The 25,560-nt window shown below is 65.1% G+C and carries 12 protein-coding genes; all 12 read right to left on the bottom strand.

What is annotated here, in order from left to right; translation table 11 throughout:
• Positions 1-25: 25 nt before the first annotated feature.
• Positions 26-1,201: a hypothetical protein gene (locus tag OQE56_RS16805; protein WP_267225811.1), complete on the bottom strand. Its 1,176-nt coding sequence runs from the start codon at positions 1,199-1,201 to the stop codon at positions 26-28.
• Entirely contained in the window at positions 1,198-2,364 is a 1,167-nt protein-coding gene (locus tag OQE56_RS16800; RefSeq protein WP_267225810.1) for a glycosyltransferase family 4 protein, read from the bottom strand. Before OQE56_RS16800 ends, OQE56_RS16805 begins: the two co-directional genes overlap by 4 nt.
• Positions 2,361-3,002: a polysaccharide deacetylase family protein gene (locus OQE56_RS16795; protein ID WP_267225809.1), complete on the bottom strand. Its 642-nt coding sequence runs from the start codon at positions 3,000-3,002 to the stop codon at positions 2,361-2,363. Before OQE56_RS16795 ends, OQE56_RS16800 begins: the two co-directional genes overlap by 4 nt.
• Positions 2,999-4,177 carry a glycosyltransferase family 4 protein gene (locus OQE56_RS16790; RefSeq protein WP_267225808.1) on the bottom strand — a complete coding sequence of 393 codons (1,179 nt, stop codon included), beginning with the start codon at positions 4,175-4,177 and terminating at the stop codon, positions 2,999-3,001. Before OQE56_RS16790 ends, OQE56_RS16795 begins: the two co-directional genes overlap by 4 nt.
• Complete coding sequence (locus OQE56_RS16785) at positions 4,159-5,292, bottom strand: glycosyltransferase (protein ID WP_267225807.1); 1,134 nt, start codon at positions 5,290-5,292, stop codon at positions 4,159-4,161. The genes OQE56_RS16790 and OQE56_RS16785 overlap by 19 nt, the downstream gene beginning before the upstream one ends.
• On the bottom strand, positions 5,289-6,644 hold the full coding sequence (locus OQE56_RS16780) for a phenylacetate--CoA ligase family protein (protein ID WP_267225806.1): 1,356 nt from the start codon (positions 6,642-6,644) through the stop codon (positions 5,289-5,291). The genes OQE56_RS16785 and OQE56_RS16780 overlap by 4 nt, the downstream gene beginning before the upstream one ends.
• 16 nt (positions 6,645-6,660) lie before the next feature.
• Positions 6,661-7,923, bottom strand: a complete 1,263-nt coding sequence (locus OQE56_RS16775) for an O-antigen ligase family protein (RefSeq protein WP_267225804.1) — start codon at positions 7,921-7,923, stop codon at positions 6,661-6,663.
• Positions 7,911-9,005: a polysaccharide deacetylase family protein gene (locus tag OQE56_RS16770; protein ID WP_267225803.1), complete on the bottom strand. Its 1,095-nt coding sequence runs from the start codon at positions 9,003-9,005 to the stop codon at positions 7,911-7,913. Before OQE56_RS16770 ends, OQE56_RS16775 begins: the two co-directional genes overlap by 13 nt.
• A 5-nt stretch (positions 9,006-9,010) precedes the next feature.
• The gene (locus OQE56_RS16765; RefSeq protein ID WP_267225802.1) at positions 9,011-10,141 is read right to left on the bottom strand and encodes a glycosyltransferase family 2 protein; all 1,131 of its coding nucleotides are present in this window, start codon (positions 10,139-10,141) and stop codon (positions 9,011-9,013) included.
• Between the two features lie 211 nt (positions 10,142-10,352).
• Positions 10,353-16,769: a non-ribosomal peptide synthetase gene (locus OQE56_RS16760; protein ID WP_267225801.1), complete on the bottom strand. Its 6,417-nt coding sequence runs from the start codon at positions 16,767-16,769 to the stop codon at positions 10,353-10,355.
• Complete coding sequence (locus OQE56_RS16755; RefSeq protein WP_267225800.1) at positions 16,766-24,013, bottom strand: hybrid non-ribosomal peptide synthetase/type I polyketide synthase; 7,248 nt, start codon at positions 24,011-24,013, stop codon at positions 16,766-16,768. The genes OQE56_RS16760 and OQE56_RS16755 overlap by 4 nt, the downstream gene beginning before the upstream one ends.
• Before the next feature lie 51 nt (positions 24,014-24,064).
• Positions 24,065-24,982: a cupin-like domain-containing protein gene (locus tag OQE56_RS16750; RefSeq protein WP_267225799.1), complete on the bottom strand. Its 918-nt coding sequence runs from the start codon at positions 24,980-24,982 to the stop codon at positions 24,065-24,067.
• Positions 24,983-25,560 lie beyond the last annotated feature (578 nt).

Here is a 25,560-nt window from a genome sequence, read left to right as displayed (position 1 = left end):
CCCTCTCCCCGGAGGGGAGAGGGAGTCAAGAGGAAAGCGCTCCTCCATAAGACGGCGGCGGCAACTCATAGTCGCGCCATTGATTAGGGTCACCATCCTTGCCCGCCTCAGCGGCCTTGATGATGTTGTACATCTCGCGTGCGGTGACGTAGTGCAGTACGTGCCGGTGGCCATCGTTGTAGGTGCGTTCCAGGTGTTCGAACATGGCGTGGGCCGGTGCGCCGAGCAGCGTGTCCATGTCGCGCTCTTGCGTGCCGTGCGTATGCACTTTGATGAACACCCACTCCGGGCGGCCTTCGACATGGATGCCGGTGCGTACCCAGGCGTCCACGCGCGAAGGCGTGGGTGGGCAGGCGCGGCGTACGTCGGCGTTTTCGATGCGCGGGATGATGCCGAAGCGGCGGTCGTGCCAGTTCAGGCCGAGCGGGCCTTGCACAATCATCAGGTCGCCACTGGGCTGCCCGCCCACGCGTACGGGTACGCCGGTGTCGTGTGATTTGGGGCGTGCGGGGTCGTCGGTGGCGTAGTAGATGGCGTTGACGGTGCTCGTTTGCGTGTCGCTGGGCGCGGAGGGCAGGGTGAAGTCGGCGTAGCAGCCCAGTTCGCGCAGCAGCACCAGCTCGTTGTTGATGCCGCACCAGCGGCCATCGGCGCGCGAGTTGTCCAGGCACCAGTTGCCGTGGATGAAGCCGAAGCGCAGGCGGCCGCTTTGCGGGTCGCGCGGTAGTGCGCCGTGCCGCGCGTGCAGCACGTCGTTGAAGCGGCTGATGGTGGCGCGGAAGTTGTCTTCGGTGTCGTTGTCGTGGTGAAGGTGTACTTCGATTTCGCCGTAGCCTTCAGCACAAAGCGAGGCAATCTTCTCCAGGTGTTCTTCCAGGTATTCCTCTTCGGGGTAGAAGAACGTGTGCTGCGGTGGGTGGCCATCGGCGTCGCGATGCGCGGAGGCGAGCGTGCGATAGTCGAGACACCAGCGGTCGACGCGTTGGCGTTGGGTGGTCAAGTCGGCCTTGCCCCATGCGGGCTCGAAGTGGTCGACGAAACAGAACATCACGTGGACCTTGCCCTGGGGTGCCGGCGCGCGCCGCCGCAGGTAGCTGCCCAGCCAGATCTGCATGTTGCGGGCACGTATGGCCGCGGCCAGTGCGAGCAAGGCGCAGGCCACCAGCAGCAGGGCGATGAGGGTGAGTGTGCCGGGCATCATGCGTTGGCTCCCGCAGGTACCAGCGTCAGCAATTGCTCGGCGTTGTTTCGCCACTGGCGCTCACGCACCACATAGTCGCGGGCGGCGGTGCCGATGCGCTGGCGTTCGTCGTTTTGTGCGGTGAGCTCAAGTACGCGTTCGACGCAGAGTGCGGTGTCGCCACGGGGAAACAGCCAGCCGGTGTGGCCATCGCGAATGACTTCAGCCACCGGCGCATAGTCCGGTGCTACCACGGCGACGCCCATGGCCATCAGCTCGAACAGCTTCATGGGCGAGCCGTAGAGGTTGGAGTCGGGCAGCACGGCGTAATCCATGCAGGCGATCCACGCGGGAATCTCGTCGTGCGGTACGCGGCCGGGAAGCAGTACGCGGTCGCTGAGGCCGCGTTCTTCCACCAGTGCGCGCACGGCGGGCAGGGTGCGGCCGTCGCCCACCAGCACCAGGGCCAGTTGTGGCTGTTCGCGCAGGCGTGCCGCAATAGCCTCCACAAAACCATCCACGCCGTGCCAGTGCGCAAACACGCCGATATGACCGCACACGACATGCCCGGTGAGCCCGCGTTCGCGGCGCAGCTGTTCGCGGTCGAAACGCGTGGGGTTGAAGCGATGGAGGTCGGCGGCGTTGGGCGAGATCACTGAGGGCGCGATAGCACCGTAAGCGGCTTCGGCTTCCGCGCGGAAGTAGCTGGAGATGAACACCAGTCCGGTGCTGCGGCGCAGGCACCAGCTTTCGATGCGGCGGGCCAGCGTTTTCAGATGCAGCGGGCGCACGCGATGCACCAGCGCCGAGTCGTTGATCTCGAGCACCAGTGGAATGCCATGCCGGCGTGCCAGCCACACCGTGGCGAACAGGAACAACGAGTACCGCTCGTAGATCAGTTGCGGACGTTGCTTGCGGATGGCCGAACCCATGCGCACCAGCGTGACGAGGTTGTAGGCGAGCTCCATGCACTCGAACACCACGCCAGGCAGGCGTGCGATGAGGCCGTGCAGCGGCCCGCGGCCACTGGTGGCCTGGCTGGGCGGCTCGTGCTCCGGGTCCGCGCCGGGGAAAGAGATGACGCTCACGTCGTGCCCGAGATCGCGCAACGCATGCACGATGCCGCGGATATGCACGCCTTCGACGTGCCGGCCCTGCGTGCGATGGTGGTAGATGATCTTCATGCGCCGTCCGCTGGCAGTGGATGGAAGGTGTGTCCCTTGGCCAGCCATTCGGGCAGCAGCAGGGTGAGCGCTTCGGTGGCCTTGTGGCTGTCGTCGTGCATCAACAGGATGTCGCCGGCACGCGGCGGCTGGGCGCGCAGACGCGCCACCAGCTCGCTGCTGGGGCCTTGCTGGTAGTCCAGGCTGTCGTACGACCAGTAAACGATGCTGCGCCGATGGCTGGCGCAATAGAGCAGCAAGGCGGGCGCCAGATGGCCTTGCGGCGGGCGCACGCGATGGTGGCGGCGCTGGTCGAACGCCTGCAGCACATCATCGGCGCGCTGGAATTCGTCCACTTGCTGTTGCAGCGACATGGGCCGGAACGACCAGTGGCTGTAGGAGTGATTGCCGATCATGTGGCCCTCGGCCACGATGCGCTCGACCAGCGAAGGGTGCCGCTCTGCCCGGTGTCCGACGAGGAAGAAACTTGCGCGAATACCGTGCATGGCGAGCAGATCGAGCAGGCGCGGCGTGCACGACGGATGCGGGCCATCGTCGAAGGTGAGATAGAGCGCGTTGTCCTTCGCCGGGCCGCGCGTTTGCACTAACCCTTTCGGCAGCAGGTTCAGCAGTTGCTGCTTTTTGGGCCGGAGTGTCATGCGGTGGCTCCCACGGATGAGGGCGCGCGTTGGGCAACGCCACGCATGATGGCGTCGAGGCGGTCGATGTTGTCTTCCCAGCGGAAGCTGGCGGCGTGTGCGGCAATGCGCTCGTCGTCCCAGTCGCGCTGGCTGGCCTCGATGAGTGCTTTGCTGAGTGCGGGGATATCGTGCGGTGGCACCAGCGTGCCAGCCCAGTCAGGCACCACTTCCGGAATGCCGCCGACGCGCGTGGCGACCACCGGCGTGCCGCAGGCCATGGCTTCCAGCACCACATTGGGCACGCCTTCGTTATGGCTGGGGAGGCACAGCAGATCGGCGGCACGGAACCAGTCACCGAGGCGATCATGCGCGACCGGTCCCACCCAGGTGACGCGTTTGATGATGTTCAGCGCGGCGGCGCGTTCGCGCAGGGCCATGCCGTAGGTGCCATCGCCCACGTACACCAACCGCGCGTGCGGATGCGCCGCGAGCAGGGCGGGAAAGGCTTCCAGCAGATCGCCACAGCCTTTGCTTTCCTTGAGGTTGCCTACGTAGAGGATCAGCGGTGCCTCAGGTGACAGGCCCAGTTTTTCACGCGCTTGTGGGCGCGAGCCGGGCGCAAACAGGTCCTGATCCACGCCGTTGTAGAGCACATGCACCTGCGAGGGGGCCGCGCCCAGCGTCACCGATTTCTCGGCAAGCGCCCGGCTTACTGCCACCACGGCACTGGCACCGCGCAGTGCAGAACGGATCTGCATGCGGTGCAGCGCATGCTCGGCTTGCACGTTGAGATCGCTGCCATGCACCTTCACCACATAGGGAATGTGCAGGCGGCGTGCCAGCCATCCGGCTGCGGCGGCATCGGGGTAGGCCCAGCTCGCCAGCACGCAGTCGTAGTTGGCGGCGCGTATTTGCTTGCCGCGCTGCCACAGCAGGGAGAGCAGCCAGCACACGGCATGCAGCGGCCGGCCAATGCGCGGCAGGTAATAGAACACGAAGTGATCGGTGCGGATGTTCTTGACGATCACCTTGCGCCTGGGGGCATTGCGGCGCTCGGTGAAGCTCACCGAGGTCAGCACGTCCACGTCGTGGTGCTGTGCCAGCCGCTCGAACTGCTGGCGATTGAAGGCTCCACGCAGTGGATCCCATGGCGTGGGAAACAGATTGGTAAGGATCAGTATGCGTAGTCGCATGGTGCTCGATCCGTCACGCCGTGGTAGAGCAGGGCATAGCGCCCGGCCATGGTTTCCAGTGTGCCGTTCTGTTCCACCCATTCGCGGGCGGCGCGGCCGCAGGCGGTGGCGCGCAGGGGTTCGCGCAGCAATGACAGGATGGCCTCGGCCAGCGCCGTGGGATCGCCGGGCGGCACCAGCCGGCCGGTATGGCCATCGTGCACGATCTCGGCATTGCCGCCGACATCGGTAGCGACAATGGGCAGGGCCACGGCGCAGGCTTCCAGCAGCGCGATGGAGTAGCCCTCGCTTAGTGAGGAAAGCACGAACAGGTCCAACCCTTGCAGCAGTTCGTGCACATCGGTGCGGTCACCGAGAAAGTACACGCGGTCGCCGACACCTTCGTCGGCAGCCTCGCGTTGCAGTTCGGCGCGAAGCTCGCCATCGCCGATCAGTACCAGTGCGGTATCCGGGCGTTGTGCGTGCAGACGGCCAAACGCGCGGATCAGCCCCACCTGGTCTTTGGCCCAGTTGAGCCGGCCGACGTTGCCGATGAGCGTGGCATCGTCAGGCAGGTTGAGCAGGCGGTGCAGCCGTTCGCGCATGCTGGTGGAGGCGGGCGCGAAGCCCTCCAGCGCAATGCCGTTGGGCACCACCTGAGCCTTGGGCCAGGGCACGATGCCCAACGTGATGGCGTCGCGGCGTGCGGCCTCGCATACGGTCACCACGGTATCGGTGCGCGTGAGCGCGCGGCGATACAACCATTCGCGCCGCGCGGTGTGCTGGTTGATGCCCATGCCATGACGGGTGTTGATCACCCGGCGGACGCCCAGCCTGAGACTGGCCAGCACACCGAGGTAATGCGCAACGGCGTTGTGGGTGTGGAGCACTTCGGTGTCATGTCGGCGGATCAGGTCGCGTGCCCGCGACAACGCGCGAAAGTCGACGCCACGCTGTTTGTTGCAGCCATTGACGGGTATACCCAGTGCGTCGAGTTCATGCGCCTGCGAGCCGGGCTCGAACAGGCACACGACCTGGCAGCGATGGCCTTGCCGGTGCTGCAGTTTCACCAGCTCAAGCACCATGCGCTCCAGGCCGCCACGGTTGAGGTTCTCGACGACGTGGGTAATGTTCACGTGAGGTCCGAAATGGTGAGCCGCGTCTTGCCGCTCTTGGTGAGTGGGATGTGGTCTACGAAATGGCAGTTCAGTTGCACGCTGTCGCCCAGCACCTTGTAGATTTCGTGGCGAATGAAGGCGAGTGATTCGTCGTCAAAGGCCGGGCCGCGAACGATCGACAGCTCCAGCTTGTCGAGCTCACGCTGCACCAGCTGGTACTGGTTGACACCCTTGGTCTCCTTGAACAGGAACGGGAAGAACATGCCGGGCAGGATGCGGCCGTCCGGTGTGCGGATGGCGTCGATCACGCGGCCATCCACGCGGCTGAGCAAGGGCAGGCCGCGTCCGCAGCTACACGTGTGCTCGGCCGGCGTGGCGAGGTCGGTGGTGGCATAGCGAATGAACGGCATGCCGTGGTTGGAGAGATCGGTGACGATGACTTCGCCGGTGCTGCCTTCCTCGGGAGCGTCGGGCGTCTTCAGCAGTTCCACCACCAGGTGGTCGCTGTTGATGTGCAGACCTTCGTGGCGATCGCATTCGGCGGCCACCAGCATGAACTCGCGGCAGCCATAGGTGTTGAACGCGGGGCAGCCGAAGGCTTCCTCGATAAGCACGCGTTGGAAATCATGCAGCGCTTCGCCACAGGCGATGAAAGCGCGCGGCCGGTGCACGCGGCGGCCGGTGGCCAGCATCCACTCGGCCAGACGCACCAGCGGTCCCATATAACCGAGCAGCACCTGCGGCTTGAACTCGTCGATGGCGTCGGCGTACTCCGCCATATTGGATTCCGTCATGTGGAAGCTGTTGACGATGCGGCGGGAGAACGCGGCGTGGTACAGACGATCCTTCATCTTCTGCTTCCACGGCAGCGTGCCCACGCCTGCGCCCCATAGCAGCAGGCTGCGGCTGCCGAGCGGTGCGCCCGCCCAGTTGTAGCCGCGCCACATCACGGCATGGCGGCGGCTGTTGCTTTCGCGCGTGTAGCCGAAACGCATGGGTTCGCCGGTGGAGCCGCCGGTGGCCTTGTACAGCAGCTTGTCTCGCACCGAGGTGGCCTTGAGATCCTCGAAGTTGGCGCGGATGTCGGCCTTGGTCAGCAGCGGCAGCCGGGCGTAGTCGTCCATGGTCCGGATGTCATCCGGCGTGATGCCCAGCGCGCGCCATTGCTTCTGGTAATAGGGCACTTCGCGATAGCAGTGTTCCAGCAACTGTTTCAGGCGCGCCCACTGCAACTGGGCGATCTGCGCGGGTGACAGCCACTGGTCGCGCTCGTAGCGGTCCAGCCACGACAAGGTATCGCGCCTTCTCAACCCTGTTTCGTAGGCGGGAAAAAGGACCCGCCGAAATGCTGTTTCGTAGAAAACGCTCATGTGAGGTCCTCCTGTTTCACCCCGCCGTTCGCAACAGAACGGCCACCAATACAAAAAGCCCGGCGATGCTGCCCATGGCCGCGGGTACCCAGCGCCAGCCGCCATCGTGAAGCGTGAACAAACGCAACCCGGGCAGGCGCTGCCGTGCACCGATGTAGTACCCGGTGACCACAGCCAGAATCAGATAGAGCACGATCATGTAGCTGCGGCTGAGGAAGAACGCCGTGGTGAACATGCCGCACAGCGACAACAGCAGGGTGAGCGCGAGCGGGCGTTCCAATCGCCAGGCATCCATCGCCTCGGTGTTGTCGGCCGCGGGCTTGTAGCGGAGCGCGGCGGCCATCATCCAGAAGCTGTAGCCGACAAAAGCCAACCACAGCACGTAGCCAATGAAGCCGGCCTCAGCCAGCACCAGCACAAAGGAGTTGTGCGCGGTGAGTTCGTTGTATTCGGTGAAGTTGCCTGCGCCAACGCCGAAGAGCGGGTGCGACATGAACATGTGCAGGCCCGAGTACCAGGCATCCACGCGGCCGTTGGCAGACTCCTCGCCTGCGTCGAGTTCCTGCATGCGCGAGGACAGCACTTTCAGACAGGCCAGGCCGACCACGCCGAGTACGCTGGCGGTGAACAGGCCGCGGCGATACCAGACATAGGCGCCTGCCACCACCAGCACGGCGAGCAACGCGCCGCGAGAGTTGGTGAGACGGATACCGTAGAGCAGCAGCGCAGCACCGCCCAGCCAGAACATGCGGCCGAAGATGCCCGCGCGGCGGCTGAGATAGACGGCCATCGGCAAGGCGGCGACAAACAGCAGGCCGAGGTCGTTGGGGTCGTTGAAGATGCCTACGTACTGGATACGGCCGTCTTCGCCCACGGGTATGCCGGTCCAGCCGACGCCGGTTTGTGCTTGTCCCACGCCGTGCAAGGCCAGCACGAACGAGCAGACCACGATCACCTTCATGGTGGTGATGACGTGCTCGCGGCTGGTGCAGGCGGCCGCGAGAATGAAGAAAGCGATTACCGCGGGACCGAATTTGCCGAGCTGATCGAGCATGCCGCCCACCCAGCCGTTGGTGGCCTGCGAGATCATCAGCACGAACAGAAACGCAGGCAGCAGAGCGAACTGCGGCGCGGCGAAGGTGCGTGCGCGTGAGCCAAGCCAGCTGAGAAAAGCCAGAATCAGCACCACCGGCAGCACGGGCACGCCGACCAGCGCGGCCACGTAATCCTGTGGACGCACGATGGTGAGCACGAGATAGAGCAGGATCAGTGGGAACATGCCGGTCCCCCCTGAATGGTGGGACGGCTGGATGGCGGATAGCTCATCAGCCTGGGCAAGGTCAGCATGGCGGCGAACCAGCCCGTGCCCATGTTGCGCTCCACGGCAAGCCGGTAGAGCGCGTAGCGGTTCGACGCGGGTTGCGGATTGGTGCCGGGAATGTAGTTGCAGGCCAGCTCGTAGCCGGCGTCGCGCGTCATATCCATCACGCGCTCGTCATAGGCACGCTCGCCGCCCACCGGATAGGACATGTGCAGCGGAGCGTCGCCCACTTCGCGCAACAAGGTGTCGCGTGACTGGCAGATCTCAAACGCCAGCTCGGCCGGCGGAAGTTTGGAGAGCATGCGGTGATGCACGCCATGCGAGCCAAACTCGAAACCATCGGCGTGCATCTCGCGCACCTGGTCCCAGGTCATGGGACGGCATTCGGGTGGCGCCACTTCGCCGGGCATGTTCCATGCGACAGCCAGCCGCCGCGTCAGTGCGGTTTGCGTCAGCGCGTCCAATTCCTTCATGTGGTCGAGCACCATGGCGGCCATCGCGCGGCGTTCATAGCGGTCTGACGGCATCGGCAGGTCGATGCCCAGCTCTGGCAGTTGCAGGCGTTCGGCAGGGCTGAGCAGAATCAGGTGCACGAGCCAGTCGTAGGCGTAGGGCCGGCCGCTGTCGATATGGCCGGTGGACACGAAGAACGTGGCAGGTACGCCGAGTTCGCGAAGAATCGGATAGGCAACGTGGTAGTTGTCGTCGTAGCCGTCGTCGAAGGTCACCACCACGGCATCGGCAGGAAGTTCCTTGCCTGCATTGAGCGTGGCGGCGACGTCGCTGAGGCGCATGGGGTGATAGCGCGCCTTCAGGTGCTGCATCTGTTCGCGGAAGCCTTCGGGCGTGGCGCTGATCAGTTCGAGATCAAAATCGTAGGTGGCCGGATCAGGCAGCGGCATCACGCGGTGATAGGCGAGCACGCGCAGATCCTTGCGCCACCACGAGCGCATCTTTTGCAGCGAATGCAGCAGGCCGCTGCTGTAGCACAGCTCGCCAAGCTGCCCTCGCAGACCCACCTTCGTGCCGCTGTCTGGCATGGAAGTCACCATAAATTCAGGCCACGATTGCGGGCGAAGGTGACCAGTGCCTGCGCCGCGAACAGATTGAGATAGAAGAAAGCCACAGCCAGCTTCACCGGGAGCCAGTGCGCGAACACCGGCAACATCCGGCCAGCCAGCACCAGCGCGCCACCCAGCAGCAACAGCACGAAGGTGACGGTGCAGGCGAGGTGATAGGTGGTGAGATAGGTAGAGGTCATGGCTAGCAGCAACAGCAGCCAAGGCGCGACCAGACGAAGCAATTTGTGGCTGACAAAACGGAACCATGCCGGGTTGCGCCAGGGCTCCAGAAGCCATGGCGCGATCTGCACCAGCTGGCAGTTGCCGGCGAGCGTGCGGATCTTGCGCACGCGTTCTTCGGCGGGCAGCTGGGTGACGCGATCCCACGCGAGCGCGCGCGGTTCGAAGATCACGCGCTTGCCGGCCGCGATCACGCGCATGGGCACCAGCACGTCGTCGAGCACCGTGCCTTCGGGCAGCGGTTTGTACAGTTCGCGGCGCATGACGTAGATGGCGCCGCTGACGCCGATGGTGGAGCCAGACTGGCTCTCGGCGTAACGGATCATTTTCTCGTAACGCCAGTAGGCATCCACGCTGTGCGCAAAGCCGGTTTCTGCATCGGCCAGCAGCAGCTCGCCGCCGACCGCACCGATGGTGGGGTCGGCCAGGTTGGCGACCAGTTCGCGCAGCGCTACGGGTGCAAGCTTCTGGCGCACGTCGGTGAGCAGCAATACCTCGCCCTTGGCGACGGCGATGGCGTCGTTGAGGCAGGCGGCCTTGCCGCGGCGATCTTTGTAATCCAGCACGCGCACACGCGGGTCGCCGAAGTGACGCGCGAGGCTGGCGGTGGCATCGCTGCAGCCGTCGCAGACCACGATGATTTCGATCAGGTCACGCGGGTAATTGAGCGTACCCAGATTGGACAGCTTGGTCTGGATGCAGCGCGCGCCATCGCGCACGGCGATGATGACCGATACGGTGGGTGTGATGGTTTGCTTGTTTACCGGTTTCGGCGCAAAGCGTGCCTGCAGCCAGATCCAGGCGGGATAACCCACAAAGACATAGACCAGCAGCAGCCAGCAGGCGATGAACACGGCGTAGGCCATTCCGATCATCTCCAATTCCCCCTGTGAACCCTTTCACGATTGCCGCCTTGCTTCCCTGTTCCCTCACCGTCATCCCTGCGTAGGCAGGGATCCAGTGTCTTTTGGTTTTACGTAACGACTAAAGGCGCTGGATCCCTGCTTTCGCAGGGATGACGGTGAGGTGGCATTGACGCTTTAGGGACATCGTGTTTAGGCACAAACAAACCCTCAACTCGAAGAATCAGCGTTTTCCAAACAGTTTCCGTAACCTTTGTCCGAGTGGTGCTGGCTTCTCTGCCGGCGCCTGCGGGGTATCCGGCAGCTCCGCCGCCAGCGTGGCCAGCGTGCCGTTGGCGATGTCGAGCAAGTTCAGTCGCGCGCCCGTGTCACGCTGCACTCGCGCCGCCATCTCGACGGCAAGCAGCGAGTGCCCGCCGATATCGAAGAAGTTGTCGCTGGTGCGTACCTGGGTGATGTGCAACAGATCGCGCCATATGTCGGCCAAGAGTTGCTCGCCCGGTGTCTTGGGCTGCACGGCCAGTTCCGACAGATCGTCGGTGTGAGCACCGGGCAGGGGCAGGGCCGCCGTATCTACGCTGCCGTCGGGGAGCAGCGGCAGCCGGTCGAGCAGCACCAGATGCCGCGGTACCTCGTTGGCGGAAAGCGCGTTGCTGAGCAACGTGCGCAGCTGTTCGCGATCGGGCGCATGGCCGGGTGCGGCGACGACGTAGGCATCTACCTGGTTTTCGCCATCGGCATGCGTGCGTGCCACGGCAACCGCCTGTGCCACGCTGGGCTGTGCACGCAGCAGGGTTTCCGCGGCCGTGGGGTCGACGTCATGGCCAAGTATCCGCAGACGCCGATCGAAACGGCCGAGCGCCTGCAACTGACCGTCGGCGAGACGGCGGGCGCGGATGCCGGTGGAAACGAGTGTTGGTGTGTTGGGCAGGCTGATGGTGCGCAGCGCTGTCGCGCGCTTGCCGAACGGCGTGCTCAGCGTGGCACCAGCAAGATGCAACTCGCCGATGGCGCCGACGGGGCTGGGGCGCTGCTGCGCATCCAGTATCCAGGCGATGGTGCCGGCGAGCGCATGACCGCTGTGCACGCCATCTTCCGGGCGATCGATCTTGCCGATGGTGGCGATGATGGCGCTGTCGTCCGCGCCGTGCAGGCTCCACACGCCGGCGGTGCGTTTGGCCAGTTCCGCAGCCAGGGCCGGTGGTGGCGCGCTGACGGTGCACACGGCCTTGAGCTGCGGTTGACCTTGCCAACCGGTGGCGAGCAGCGATTGCCACAGCGCGGGGGATGCGAACACGACGTTGGCGTCGCTGGCCTGCATCAGTCCGGCCAGCGATTCGCCATCGGCCTGATGATTGCCAAGTACGAACTTCGCACCGTTGCACAACGGCAGGAGGCGTTCGATGACGGAAAGGCCGGTGGTGGTAGGCGCGGTTCCCAGCACGCGGTCGGCTTCCGACGTATCCAGCGCGGTGCGCAAACCCTGAATCAGCAGGGCAAGCGTGCGATGCGTTACGGCGGTGCCGCGTGCTTGTCCAAGCTCGCCCGGCACGTACACGGCGAAAGCGAGATCATCGGGCGAGATACGACGATCGGGCGAGCGCTCAGCGGAGGCGGCGATGATCTCGCTGGTATCCGTATCCAGCCAGAGGGTCTTGCCCTTCGTCCAGCTCAGCGCGTTGTCGAGCTCCGAGTTGCCTACCAGCACCGATACATCGGCGTCGTCGATGATATGGCGCAACCGTGCCGGCGGATCTTCGGGATCGAGCAACACGAGCGTGCCACCCGACTTGAGCGTGCCCAGCAATGCGGCCAGTCGGCCTACGCCCGCCGGGGCGCACAGGCCCACGGCGGTTCCGGTGCTTACGCCACGCGCACGCAGGCAGGCGGCGATGCGGTTGCTGCGCGTCTCCAGCTCCGCGTACGACGTATTCCAGTTGCCGACGGCGAGAGCCGGTTGCTGCGGATGGCTATCGGCCTGTGTTTCGAATTGCGTGACGACATCGGCGAAGGTTGATTCGGCGGGGCTGGCGGAGGCGTTCCATTGCGCCAGCTGTGCCAACTCGTCGTCATTGGCGGCGACCAGTGCGTCGATGGTCTGCAGCGGATCCGCGCTGACCCGTGCCATCAGGGTGAGGTAGCGATCGCGCTGCAAGCGGGCCGTGGCGGCCTGCAGGATGTCCGCGTTGTAGGTGACGCCGCCCAGCAGGCCCTTGGTGTTTTCCAGGAACCACAGGCCGAGGTCTTCGGTGGCGCCGCTCTGGAACAGCAGGATCTGCTCGTGATGCAGACCGCCCCAGTCGACGATGCGCTGGCGCGCGTCCTGGAACGAGAACAGCGCCTGATAGAGCACGGCACCGTTGCCGTGACCGCTGCGCAGCTCGCGCTGCAGGTACTCCAGCGGCACATCCGGGTGGCCGAAGCTCTCGATGGCAGCGTCCTTCACCTGGCGCACGAAGTCGATGAAGCGCTGCGACGGATCGACAGTGATGTGCAACGGCAACAGGTTGTTGAAGTAACCCATCACGGCTTCGACTTCGGTCTGGTTGCGTGCACGTACCGGCGTGCCGACCACCAGATGGCGCTCGCCAGTCATGCCGCTCAGCAGCACGTAGTACAGCGCGAGCAAGGCCATGTTGAGCGTGGCGTCGGCCTTGCGTGCGACCTCGTGCATGGCGTCGGTGGCGTCTTTCGGTACGCGGATCCATTCGGTGCGGCCAACGCCGGACATGCCGGGGCGGCGCGGATGGTCGGTGGGCAACGCGCGCGTTTCTTCCGCTTTGCCCAGACGGTTCTGCCAATAGCCGAGCTGCGCCTTGAAGGGCTCGCTCTCCAGCCAGGTGGCATGCCAGGTAGCAAAGTCGCCGTAACTCACAGGCAGCTCAGGCAGCGGCGAGGGGTGGCCTTCGGCAAACGCTTTGTAGAGTTGCGAGAGTTCGGTATACAGGATGTCGAACGACCAGCCATCCCAGATGATGTGGTGCGGCATGAAGAAGAACACATGCTCGTCGTCGGCCAGCTTGAACATGCGGGCGCTGAACAGCGGTGCGCGGGTGAGCTCGAACGGCGTATCGGTGAGCGTTTGCAGGCGCTCCATCAGCACCGCTTCGCGATCGCTTTCCGGCAGCGAGGAAAGATCTTCCGCCGGGAACAGCGTCAGCGTGAGGTCTTCCACCACTTGTTCGACATCATCGCCGTTGCGCCGGAACGCCGTGCGCAGGATCGGCTGGCGGCGCATCATTTCCTGCATGGCCTGATCGAACGCCGCTTCGTTGAGTTTGCCGCGCAGGCGATGGGCGGATGGCGCGTTGTAGGTGACGCGGCCGGGTTGCAGTTCTTCCAGTGCCCACAGGCGGCGCTGCATCAATGACAGCGGTGCGCGTTGCTGATCGTTGCGGCGCACGATGGCAGGTGCCGCGGTGGCCGTGCCGCTGGCCTTGAGCTGGTCGATGGTCGCGGCGAGGCTGGCGATGGTGGGTGCGTCGAACAGCGTGCGGAACGAAAGCGTGATCTCAAACTCGCGATTGAGTCGTGAGGTGAGCTGGGCTGCCAATAGCGAGTGGCCGCCCAGTGCGAAGAAGTTGTCGCGCACGTCGAGCCCGGGCAATGCCAGCACCAACTCCATGGCGGCGGCAACGCGCTGCTCGGTATCGGTCTGCGGTGCCTGGCGTTCGCGGTTGGCGGCCACGGTTTGCACCGGCGGTGCGGGCAGCGACTTGCGGTCGATCTTGCCGTTGGGCAGCAACGGAATGGCTGCTAGCGCCATCATGTGCTGCGGCACCATGTAGTCCGGCAGGCGCTGGCGCAGCCGCGGACACAGGTCGGTTTCTTCGATGGCGGCGCCTTCGTTGGGCACCACGTAGGCGACCAGCCGCACGTCGCCGGGGCGATCCTCGCGGGCGACCACGACGGCACGCGCCACTTCCGGCAGGTCGGCAAGCGCCGTTTCGATTTCGCCGAGTTCGATGCGATAGCCGCGGATCTTCACCTGAAAATCCAGGCGGCCGCGATGTTCGAGCTGCCCGTTGGCGAGCCAGCGTCCACGGTCGCCCGTGCGATACATGCGCGCGCCGGCGGTCGTGGCGAACGGATCGGGCAAGAAGCGCTCGGTATTCAGTTCGGGGCGGTTGAGATAGCCCAGGGTGACGCCGTCGCCACCGATATACATTTCACCGGGCATGCCCAGCGGGCAGAGCGAGCCGTGTCCGTCGAGGATGTAGACGGTGGTGTTGGCGATCGGCTGGCCAATGAAGATGCCAGCGCGCGGGTCGTGCACGCGCCACAGCGTGGACCACACGGTGGTTTCGGTGGGGCCGTAGACATTCCATAGTTCGGCGCAGCGTTCCAGCAGCAGCTCGGCCAGATCCAGCGGCAGCGGTTCGCCGCCGGCCAGTGCCTTGAAACCGTCGCGGCCCGCCCAGCCGGATTCCAGCAGGATGCGCCAGCCTGCCGGAGTCGCCTGCATGAAGGTCGCGCCGCTTTCTTCCACCAGCCGGCGAAGCGCTGTGCCGTCGCGCACGTCGTCATAGCTCGCCAGCACGATGGCAGCGCCGACGCTGAGTGGCAGCATCAGTTCCAGGAAGGCGATATCGAAGGAAAGCGTGGTGACGGCGACGAGACGATCGTCTTCGCTGATGCCCGGCGCCTGTTGCATGCTGCTGATGAAATTGGCGGTGGCGCGATGCGGTACGCGCACGCCCTTGGGTTTGCCGGTGGAGCCCGAGGTGTAGATGAGGTAGGCCACCGATTCCGGCGTGGCTGCCTGGTCGTCGCGTGGCAATCGCTCCGCGCTGGCCGTTTCGATGAGGGCGGCGTCGCGCGTCAGTGACAGCACCTGCGATTCGGGGAACGAGAAGGCGGCGGAGGCGGCGTCATCGACGATCAATGCGGCCAGTGCGGCGTCTTCCGCCATGAACGACAGGCGGTCCGGCGGGAAGCTCGGATCGAGCGGCACATAGCCCGCGCCCGACTTCAGCACGGCGAGTAGCGCAGCAACCATGTTGGGACTGCGCGACAGCGACAGGCCGACCAGACTACCGCCGCCGATGCCGCGTGCACGCAGCACGTGGGCGATGCGATTGGCACGCGCTTCGAGTTGCGCGTAGGTCAACAGATCGCTGCCGGCAGCAACGGCACTGCGCGACGGTGCGCGATCCACCTGCGCTTCAAAATATTCGTGGGCGAGCTGCTGCGCAGGATACGGCGTGCGCGCCGGCTGCATGGCTTGCAGGGCGACGCTCGCCGCATCGGAGACCAGCGCCAGCGCGCCACTGGCCGCTTCAGGCGTGAGCGTGGCGTGGCGCAACAGGGTGGCATACGCATCCAGCCAGGCACGGATGGTGACGGCATCGAACAAATCGGCGTTGTACTGGCACTCCAGCCGCACGCCGCCGTTGACCTGCACGGCATTGACGAACAGCTCGAAGTTCTCGAAGGCGCGCGGATTCCCGGCGAATTCGAACGACAGCCCGGGGAAGGTCACGCTGCGTTCGTCCAGCGCCTGATCCAGGTTGAACAGCACACCGACCAGCGGCAACCGGCTCGGGTCGCGCGGCAAGGCCAGATGCGCCAGCAAGCTGCCCAGCGTGTACTGCTGATGGTCGAACGCATCGAGCAGATCGCTGCGCACCTGCAGCAGACTGGTAGCGAACGGTGTGGCCGGATCGATGGCGATGCGCAGCGGCAGCACGTTGACGCAGTGACCTACCAGCGTGTCGTGGCCGCCGGTGGCCTGGCCGGCGGAAGGAATGCCGATCACCACATCGTCCTGCCCACTCAGACGCTGCAACAACAGGCCGAACGCGCTCAGCAGGGTGGCATACAGGCTGGCGTTGCGCTGTGCGCCCATGCGTTTGACATCTGCAATCAGCGACGCATCGAGCATCAGGTCTTCGCGGAGCGAGCTGAAGCTGCGCTGGCGTGGGCGCGGGTGGTCGGTGGGGAGATCGAGTGATGGCGTGGCGTCGGCAAAGCGCTTGAGCCAATAAGCCTCGGCGCTGCGGCCTTCTTCGCTTTGCTCATGCGCGGCTTCGGCCAGCGCGTAGTCGGCGAAGGTGTCGGCCGGTGCGGGCTCGGTACCGGCACCGATGGCCTGTGCGTAGAGCGCCGCAAGGTCGCGCACGATGACGCCAAACGACCAGCCATCACACACGATGTGATGGGCCGTGAACACCAGCAGATGATCCTGCGGAACCAGCTGGAGCAGCTCGGCGCGGACCAGTGGGCCGTTCTCCAGGTCGAAGGGCGTGGTCACCGCGTGCTGCAGGGTGAGGGCGATCTCGGCCTCGCGCTCGTCCGCGCCCTGCCAGGACAGGTCGCGCACGGGGCAGGGCAGGTCCTGTTGTGCGGCGATATAGAGCTCGTCGCCATCGTTGCTGAAGGTCGCGCGCAGTGCTTCGTGGCGGTCCATCAACTGCTGCAGCGCCGTCTGCAGCGCCGACACGTTCAACTCGCCGCGCAGGCGCAGCGAGATCGATTCGTTATAGGCCAGCGACGCGGCAGGTTCGAGCGTCGAGGCCAGCCACACTTCGCGCTGGGGTGCCGTGGGTGGCACCACGCGCTCAAGTGCGGAACCGGCAAACGGGTCGTAATCCACGGCCACCGGGGCGGCTGACAGCGGCGTGGTGTCATTGGGGCTCATGCGTTCACCCTCATGTACTTGCCGGGGACGTCCGGGTTCGGAACGAACCACGCGGGGCTGCCGTCCTGATCCTTGCCAAGACGGGCACCCGTCACCGGCGGGCGGTTGGCGTCAAACGCCAGCGTTTCCACATTCTTCTTGCGCGGCAGGAATTCGGCTTCCTGCATTTCCAGCACCGACTCCTTGAAGGCCTTGGCGATGGCCACGAAGTCCTGCTCGCTGTGCGAGGTGGTGAAGAAGCAGGGGAAGTTGTCCAGCACATGGATGCCGCGGCTGCGCATCATGGCGAACAGCAGGTCCTGCAGCGGGTGGTCTTCGGTGAAACTGGTCTTCCACACTGACGCGAAATGCACCAGCTGGACCGGGGCACCCACGCTCGCGCAGAAGGCGTTGAGTTCATCCATCAGTAGCGCGGTGCGCGCGTTGAGGCGCTCCTGCAGGGCCGCGCCGTTGGCCTTGAGGTGATCGAGCACCGCATGCGCGGCGGCCAGCGCCAGCGGATGGCGCACGAAGGTGCCGGCGAAGTAGGTCACACCCACGGTCGGAATCGACGCGTCGCCGTACTGCCAGCTGCCGCCATCCAGCGCGTCCATGAAGCGGCGCTTGCCGGCGATGACACCAATGGGGAAGCCGCCGCCCACCACCTTGCCGTAGGAAGCGAGATCCGCATCGATGCCAAGCACCGCCTGCGCACCGCGCGGATGCGAGCGGAATCCGGTGACGACTTCGTCGAAGATCAGCAATGCGCCGGCGTCGGCGGTGATGGCGCGCAGTTCCTTCAGGAAATCGCGCGGCTGGAAATCCGGGCGACGGCTCTGCACCGGCTCCACCAGCACGGCGGCGATGCTCGAGGCCCGCTCGCGGATGATCTGCAACGACTCCGGCGTGCCGTAGTCGAGCACCAGCACGTTTTCAGAGGTGTTGCGCAGAATGCCCGGCGCGGCCGGCACGGAGCGCAGCTTCTTGGTGCCACGCACGATCACTTCATCGAAGATGCCGTGATACGAACCGGTAAAGATCACCAGCGTGTCGCGGCCGGTGACGGTGCGTGCGATGCGGATGGTGCCCATCACCGCCTCGGAGCCCGTGTTGCACAGCGCGGCGCGGTCGAAGCCGGTGAGCTCGCAGATCTGTTCGGCGACTTCACCGGCCAGCGGATGCTGCGGGCCGATTTCGTAGCCGGAGTCCAGCTGACGGCGTACGGCGTCGAGCACGAAATCCGGCTGCCAGCCGAACAGGTTCATGCCAAAGCCGTTGAGCGCGTCGACGTACTCGTTACCGTCCAGATCCCACACCTTGGAACCCTTGGAGCGGTTGATGACGATCTGGTAGATCATTTCCTTGAGCAGCGGACGGAAGCCGTTGACCACGCGCGGATCAGCGAGGTGATTGCGGTGGCGTTGCGTGTATTCCTTGGATGCGCGTGTGCGGTCGATGTAGCGGCGCATGAAGGCGTCGAGGCGAGCACGCTGGCGCTCGGTGAGGTCCGTCTGGGTGGAGTGAATACGCGCGATGGCGCCGAAGGCTTTCTTGACGTCGTAAGTGGTGTGGGCGAGCGTGGCTTCCTCGTCCGGTGCCGGTGCCTGGGCGCTGGCCGCTTGCGCCGGTGCGGCGACCGGGGCTGCCGGTGGCGGCGCTGCCTGTGCGGCCACCGGCGCCACGCCCTGAGTCGCGGCGGCCAGCAAAGCCAGCTGCTGCTGCATGATCAGCATCTGCTGCTGGATCACGTCTTGCATCACATTGCCGGTCGCGCCGGCGTGGATGGCGGGCATGGCAACGGCGGCAACGGTCGGCGCGGGAGCGGTCGCACTGGCGGCGGGCGCGGCCGGTGCGGCGGTATCGGGTGGCAACATTTGATCGATGTGCATGGCGAGACGCTCGAATGTGGAGAACGACTCCATCAGTTCGCGGAAGGTGATCTTCAGCGCGAAGGTTTTCTGCAATTGCAGCGCCACCTGGGTCAGCGCCAGCGAATCCAGACCGAGTTCGACGAAGCCGGCCGTGGGATCCACACCTTGCAGCTCGGTGCCGGCCACGTCTTCAAACAGCTCGGTGAGCTGGTTCATCAGCCGGGTGACACGCGCAGAACCAGCCTTCGCATCGGGGAGAACAGCATCCATGGGACTCTCCGCAAGTGGTGCAGACGTTGGGTTGAACAGAGGAACGACGTTGGTGGGCGCCGCAACAGCCGGCGCTGCCACGGGTGCGGCGGCGCCCAGCGGCGCGGCGTCGATCCAGTGGCGCTTGCGTTCAAACGGATAGGTGGGCAAGCGCACGCGATGACGGCGCTGGCGGCGATCGAGCACGCACAGGCCAAGCGATGCACCGGAGCACCAGAGCGTGCCTACGGCGTTTAGCCAGGCGGTGTGCTCGTTGTCGGGCGTATCGGCCAGCGACGGCACGATGGTGCGTCCCCGGCTTTGCGGATGTTGCCGTGCGAGCGTGGTGAGCGCAGTGCGTGGCCCCAGTTCCACAAACAGGGCCGTGGTGTGTTCGAGTTGCGAGGCGAATGCACTGGAGAAACGCACGGTGCCGCGCAGATGGCTGGTCCAGTAATCGACGGAGCGTGCTTCGTCGTCGCTGAGCGGTGCGCCAGTCAGCGTTGAAATGATGGGAATGGCCGGTGCGGACAAGGCGACGCTTTCCACTTCCTGACGGAATGGCGGAAGCGCCGGATCCATCATTGCGGAGTGGAACGCGTGGGAGGTCTGCAGCAGACGACAGGCGATGCCTTCGTTGTCGAGGGTCGCTTTGAACGCTTCGACCTCTGCCGTTGGGCCGCTGGCGACACTGGCCTGCGGAGAATTTTCGGCGGCCAATTGAAGCGTTGGCGGCAGGCGAGCGATGAGCTGGGCGGCATCCATGCGCACCGACAACATGGAACCGGCTGGCATGGCCTGCATCAGGCGGCCACGTCGTGCCACCAGCCGCGCGCCATCGGCAAGGCTCATCACGCCGGCAAGCACGGCTGCGACGAACTCGCCGACGCTGTGGCCGATCATGGCTATCGGGTGTACGCCGACCGAGATCCAGAGTTTCGCCAGCGCGTATTCGATGGCGAAGGTCGCAGGCTGCGTCAGCGAGGTTTCGCGCAGCGCATCGGCATCGTCGGCGAACAGGCGTTCGCGCAGATCGAAGCCGAGCTCGGCATGGAATAGCTGCGCGCACTCATCGATGGCGGCGCAGAACACGGGTTCGGCGGCATACAGCGCGCGGCCCATGCCGGCATATTGAGAGCCCTGGCCGGGGAACAGGAACACCACGTCCGGTGCGGGGCTGGTGGCGGCGCGTGCGTTCGAGGATGTCAGTTCGCGCAGGCGGGCGACTGCCTCATCGGTACTGTTCGCCACCACGTGCAAGCGTTGAGCAAAACCCTTGCGGCCCTGGTACAGGGTGTAGGCGACGTCGGCGAGGTTCTCGTCGGGTCGCGCGGTGAGGTGATCGGCGAGACGCGCGGCCGCCTGGCTCGCCGCATCTGCAGAGCGTGCGGAGAGCAACAAAAGCCGGGGCCCGCTCGTGGCGTCGGAGGGTTGGACGGCCGGAGGTTCTTCCAGAATGACATGCGCGTTGGTGCCACCGACGCCGAACGAGCTGACGCCGGCGCGGCGCGGACCGGCCTCGGAGGGCCATTCGCGCAGCGTGTCATTGACGACGAACGGCGAGTTGGCAAAGTCGATCTTGGGGTTGGTCGCCTGGAAATTGATGCTGGGCGGCAGCAAGCGTTCGCGCAAAGACAGCGCCGTCTTGATCACGCTGGTGGCACCGGCTGCCATCACCAGGTGGCCGACGTTGCTCTTCACCGAGCCGACGGCGCAGAAGCCGCGTTCGTCGGTGTACTCGCGAAATGCTGTGGTCAGTCCTTCAATTTCGATGGGATCGCCCAGCGGCGTGGCGGTGCCGTGCGCTTCGACGTAGGAAATGGAACGCGCGTCGACGCCCGCATCATCGAGCGCCATGCGAATGACGGCCGCCTGGCCCGCGCTGCTCGGCGCGGTAAAGCTGGCCTTGATGCCGCCATCGTTGTTGACTGCGATACCGCGTACGAGCGCGATGATGGCGTCGCCATCGCGTTGCGCATCCGACAGTCGCTTCAGCAGAACGACTGCCGCGCCATCGCTGAATACGGTGCCCTGAGCCTGCGCGTCGAACGTGCGCGTGTGCCCGTCGGGCGACAGCATCGACCCTTCCTGCGAGAGATAGCCGCTACGGGGCGGGCAGGTGATCGACGAGCCGCCGGCCAGCGCCATATCGCACTGCCCGGAACGTAACGCGGCGACGGCCTGACAGATGGCCACCAGCGACGTCGAGCAGGCCGTGTTCATGCTGATGGCCGGCCCGGTGAGATTGAGTTTGTGCGCGACGCGGGTGGCGAGATAGTCCTTCTCGTTGGCCAGCATGACCTGGAACGCGCCGAGCTTGTCGATCAGGTCGGGGCGGCTGCTGAGCTGACGCTGGAAATAGGTGGCGTTGTGCATGCCGCCGAACACGCCGACGGGTGCCTTGTGCGTATCGGGTACATAGCCGGCGCGTTCCATGCATTCCCAACACAGCTCGAGGAAAACGCGCTGCTGCGGGTCGGTAAGCTCGGCTTCGCGCGGCGACATGCCGAAAAACGGCGCGTCGAAATCCTCGACGCCGTCGATCACGCCACGGGCCGCGACATAGGCGGGGTCGTCGCGATCCGTGGCGGGTACCGCGGGGTCGAGTTCGTTGGGTTGGAAGTAGCGGATCGATTCCCGGCCTTCGCACAGATGAGTCCAGAAAGACTCCACATCGCTGGCACCGGGAAAGCGGCCGGCCATGCTGATAATGGCGATAGCTTCGCCCGGATCGCCTTCGCGGCCGCGCCCGATGCGCGCGGCCAGCGCCGTGTGCGTATCGTGGCCTTCGATCAATGCCGCCAGCGCGGCAGGCGTCGGGTTGCCGAAGAACGCCGGGATGGTTGGCGTATGCGACAGCTCGGCGTGAATGCGGGCGAGCGTGCGCACGGCGAGCAGTGAGTGGCCGCCCAGTTCGAAGAAGTTGTCGTGGCGGCCCACCTGATCCAGACCGAGCGCATCGGCAAACAGCGTGCAGAGCTTCGCTTCCAGCGCATTGGCTGCCGACGCGTAAGGATTGGCCAGCTCTGGGCGGCGGCCGTCGGGAGCGGGGAGCGCCCGCCGGTCCAGCTTGCCGTTGGGTGTGACCGGCAGGCTGTCCAGACGCAGATAAATCGCCGGCACCATGAACTCGGGCAGGCCGCGCGCGAGCTGTTCACGCAGCTGGCGTGCCGTGACGTCTCCGTTGCTGCTGACGTAGTAAGCGACGAGGCGCTTCTGGCCGGGATGGTCTTCGCGTGCCAGCACCGCACCGGCGCGTACGCCGGGGATGCGCTGCAACGCCGCTTCGATTTCGCCGAGCTCGATGCGGAAGCCGCGAATCTTTACCTGATGGTCGGTGCGGCCGATGAACTCGACCACACCTTCCGGCAGCCAGCGCACCAGATCGCCGGTGCGATAGAGGCGTTCGCCGGGCGCACTGAAGGGATCGGGCACGAAACGTTCGGCGGTGAGCGCCGGTTGCCCGAGATAGCCGCGCGCGAGACCGGCGCCGCCGATGTAGAGCTCGCCTGCCACGCCGACGGGCACGTGTTCACCCTGGGCGTTGAGCACGTGCAGGGTGGTGTTTGGAATGGGATGGCCAATGGGAACGGAGTGTGCGTGTTCGTCCAGCGTGCGCGGAATGGCGTACGTGGCCGAGAACGTGGTGCATTCCGTGGGGCCATAGCCGTTGATGATGGTGACATCGGGCAAGGCAGCGTAGGCCTTGCGCACATGCGCCACGGACAAGGCTTCGCCACCGATCAGCAGTTGGCGCAAGCCTTCCAGCCGGGTGGCGTCGTCATCGACGATGGCGTTGAACAGCGCGGCGGTGAGCCATGCGATACGCGCATCGTGCCGCTGGATGGTGCGCGCCAGGCCGCAACCGGTGGGAATGCGCTCGTTGTGGATGATGCAGGTGCCGCCATTGAGCAAGGCGCCCCAGATTTCCAGCGTTGACGCATCGAAGCCCAGCGGCGCGGCATGCAGTACGCGCGGGGCATTGCCGAACGTCACATAGTCCACCTCACGCACCAGGCGGATGATCGAGCGGTGCATGATCTGCGTGCCCTTGGGCGTGCCGGTCGAGCCGGACGTGTACATCAAATAGGCAAGGGCGTCGCCGTCCAGTGCGGGAAAGGATGCCCTGGGTACCGGTGCTTCCAGACGATCGAGTGGCTGAAAGGGCATGTTGGCGCCCGCCGGCGGTGTAGTGCCGGGCGACGCGATCACCAGTGCGGTCTTTGCATCATTGAGCGTGAACGCCAGCCGTTCCTCAGGATGGCCTGCATCGAGCGGAAGATAGGCGGCGCCGGCTTTGAGGATGGCGAGGATCGCGATGATGGCGTCCGGCGAGCGCTCAAGCAGCAAACCCACGGTATCGCCCGGCTTGATCCCCGCGGCAGCCAGGCCAGTGGCGACGCGATCGGCGCGATCATTGAGTTCGTCATAGCGCAGTGAGGTGTCGCCGGAAACGACAGCCAGACGCTCGGGATAACGACGCGCCACGGTGGCGAACAGCGCATGCACGGTATCGCCGGGCTGGCGCGGCACGGCGGTATCGTTCCACTCGTGCAGCAACTGTTGGCGTTGTGCCGCGTCGATCAGGCCGATGTCTGCGAGAAGATCAGTGTCTGATGCAAGCAACGCGTTCAGCGCAAGCTGCACACAACGCCCGAGCACCGCGACGTTGGCCTCGTCGAACGGCGAACGGTAGCTCACCCGCACGTTCGATGCGTCTGCATCGAGTTGCCAGTAGCTGTGTGCATCGGCGTCGCCCGTTGGCAGTGCGTCACTGTCGATGGCGCACCATGGGTTATGCGTCGACGCAGCAGACATTCCGTTGAAGGCACCAGCGACATAGCCGAGCCATTCGCGACGCGATGCGGAGCGCGGCACTTCCACCTGGGTGTGATGCGATTGACCAGCCACGCGCGTGAGCGCGTTGACGCTGCTTGCACCGGTGAGTTTCGATTCGACCAGAGCCAGCGCCGCGTACACCAGCTGGACCGGTGCGCAGGGCAGGGCGCTCGCCGGCACATTGCCGAGAGCGAACGACGCCTGACGCCAGTCGTTATCGGCGGCACCCGGCTGGCGAGGCAAAACATCAAACAACGTGATGGCGGCCGAATCGACGTCTTCAGTGGTTGAGCTGTGTGCGTTCATTGCATTCACGACATCCGCTTCGATCACAGGGGCAGGCTCGGCGGCGGTTGCTTAGTCCGCCACGGCGTAGGCTGTACGGTGTGCCAGCGATGGACAGGCTGGCGGGTGGCTGCCGGTACCGCGCATGGCGATCATGGCCACTGCGCCCACGTAGCTAAGCCGATCGAGCAGCGGGTGTTGACCGATGTCCGACGGCTGGATGCCCTTGCGTCGCATCAGGTCGTGCATGACATGTTCCATCGCGTTCTTGCGCGTGGCGTTGGTGCTGTAGGTGAGGCTGATGGTGATGGATGGCTCGTCGCCGGTTTCCACCATGTGCGGGCTGGTGATGGGCATGTACACACCCATGCCGGGACCCACTTCGAACACGTGTGCGCGTTCGCGAAACTCTTCGTGCCACTTGACCTTGTCCAGCTCATGGCGCGAATGGAAGCAGTCGCGTGCCAGCTCGCTGCACACGTCGATATCTTCCGCATCCCACACGTACACCTTCTTGGTGCCGTTGATCTGCAGCAAGATGCCGTGGTTGCGGTCGATGTGGAACGGCGTGATGGTGTGCGGGGAGGCAATGAAGATCCACCCAGCGCGGTAGTACATGCCGGGATCTTTGCGTTCGATGTGCGGCATGATCGGATCGAGCGCGCGATCGATCAGCGCACGGTAGGTGGGGTCGGCCTGCACATGGCGAAGCAGCATCCACGCCTTGGCGTCATTGATGCCCTGCACGGTGTCGGTGACAGAACGCCGGTTGGGATACAGGCGCGCGACATCATCAAAGTTGGCGTCGGCGCCGGCATTGTTGTTGAAGGTGAAGAGGTGGCTGCTGCCCTGGAAGCGTTTGCCGAGGGCGATGAGCTGATCCGGCTGCAGGAGCGGGTGATCGGCCATCGTGTGGCGTACCGGCTGGATGCGCCATGGGTCGAAGTTCTCCCAATCCATCTCGATGAGAGCGGCGGTGCTGGCATGCATGGCTTACACCCTCCCCCGCGTGGTGCGGAACAACCTGCCGAATGAGAGCCCCTAGGTGCTCGAAACGCGCCGCTCTCGACTGGCGTTGCCGGGCGAAAGCCCGCGAGTCGGAACTGCTTGGATTGCAGTGGATTGTCGGCTGATCAAGGGTTTTTTTCCCTAGACCATGAAGGCTATTCCTGCCTCTATCCCTTACTGCCTATGGCTGGATGGGTGGCGTGGGATGGCGGTGTTATTTGGTCAATGGTGGTGTGTTCGAACGAAGGATGTTCCGCGTATCGCGCCGCGCTCGCCGCTCCTGGCTCCCTCTCCCCTCCGGGGAGAGGGCTGGGGTGAGGGGCGGGTGCTCGCGGTAACGTTTATTCCCCTCACCGTCATCCCAGCGAAGGCTGGAAGCGCTTCACAACAGCCGAAGGCTGGTCATCCAGTGACTTTGCTCTTTCGCCCTAACGTAGCGTTCCCGCGACCTGGCTCGCCTGCGGCGGGCTTCCGCTGTCCTGCCGGACAGCGGGTCACTTCTCTTTGCGTGGCCAAAGAGAAGTAACCAAGAGAAAGGCCACCCCGATGGCGCGCCTTCC

Origin of the sequence: Dyella silvae (assembly GCF_026421305.1) — a bacterium.
GTDB lineage: Bacteria > Pseudomonadota > Gammaproteobacteria > Xanthomonadales > Rhodanobacteraceae > Dyella > Dyella silvae.
The sequence above is the reverse complement of the archived record's forward strand: the minus strand, read 5'-3'. Positions and strand labels throughout refer to the sequence as shown.